The sequence below is a fragment of the Nonomuraea sp. NPDC004702 genome (assembly GCF_053601695.1).
In genome coordinates this window covers 1-1,009 of the sequence record NZ_JBSGCE010000207.1, presented here as the reverse complement: position 1 = coordinate 1,009, position 1,009 = coordinate 1, and the positions used below count along the sequence as shown (strand labels likewise).

Annotated in this window: 1 protein-coding gene; it reads left to right on the top strand. The window is 66.5% G+C overall.

All coding sequences use genetic code 11. The annotated features are described in order from the left end of the window. The first annotated feature begins 162 nt into the window (after window positions 1–162). Window positions 163–999 (top strand): transposase family protein, encoded by an 837-nt coding sequence (locus ACWEJ6_RS54780; RefSeq protein WP_452433723.1) that lies wholly within the window; start codon window positions 163–165, stop codon window positions 997–999. Window positions 1,000–1,009: the final 10 nt, after the last annotated feature.

The window sequence follows — 1,009 nt, the reverse complement described above, 5'->3', positions numbered from 1 at the left end:
TGAGGTGATCTCAGCGAAATAAGCCCGGCGATTGGGATTTCTTGGACGCCGCCGGTGACGTTCCGGGCCTATCGGGAGGAGTCGCCGAAGGCCGGAAACACACGTGGAGCCCCCGGTAGAAGAGGTCTCACCACAAGAACGCTCAAGGCCGGAAGGCTCCACGTGATTGCTCATCGTGCCATGCTTGACGTCTCCCGCGCACTCGTTCAGTACCTCGCGCGGCTCCTGCACCAGGAACGCCGGCTGCGCGGCACCCCGAAAGACAGCCGGGCACTGAGCCCGTTCCGGCAGGCCATCATGGTGCTGCGATGGTTCCGCGGCGAGCGCGACATCCCCGGACTCGGCCGTGACCACCGCGTCTCCCGGGCCACCGCCTACCGCTACATCCACGAGGGGATCGAAGTTCTCGCAGCTCAAGCGCCTGATCTGCACCAAGCCCTGGACCGGGCCCACGCCGAAGGACTGGCATACGTGATCCTGGATGGCACTCTCATCCCCATCGATCGCTGCGCCGAGCAGATCGTGAGCGTCAAGGGCGAATCCATCGACGCCTGGTACTCCGGCAAGGCCCACCAGCACGCCGGCAACCTTCAGGCACTGTCGGCACCCGGCGGGCTGCCGTTGTGGATCGCGGAGGTCGAACCCGGCTCCGTGCACGATCTGACCGCCGCCCGTGCCCAGGTGCTGGGCGCGCTCTACGCCGCAGCCGCGCGGGGGCTGCCCACCCTGGCCGACAGCGGCTATGACGGTGCCGGCATCGGCATCCACACGCCGATCAGGCAACCCGATGGCCACCACATCCTCAGCCCGGACAACCGCACCTACAACCGGCTCCTCCGCGCCCTGCGCTGTCTCGGCGAACGCGGGTTTGCCCTGCTCAAAGGGCGTTGGCGGACCCTGCAGCACATCACCGTCAGCCCGAGCAGAATCGGCGACATCGCACGCGCAGCGCTTGTCCTCACCCATTTCGAGCACAACTACCTACCGGCAATTGGCTGAGATCACGTCA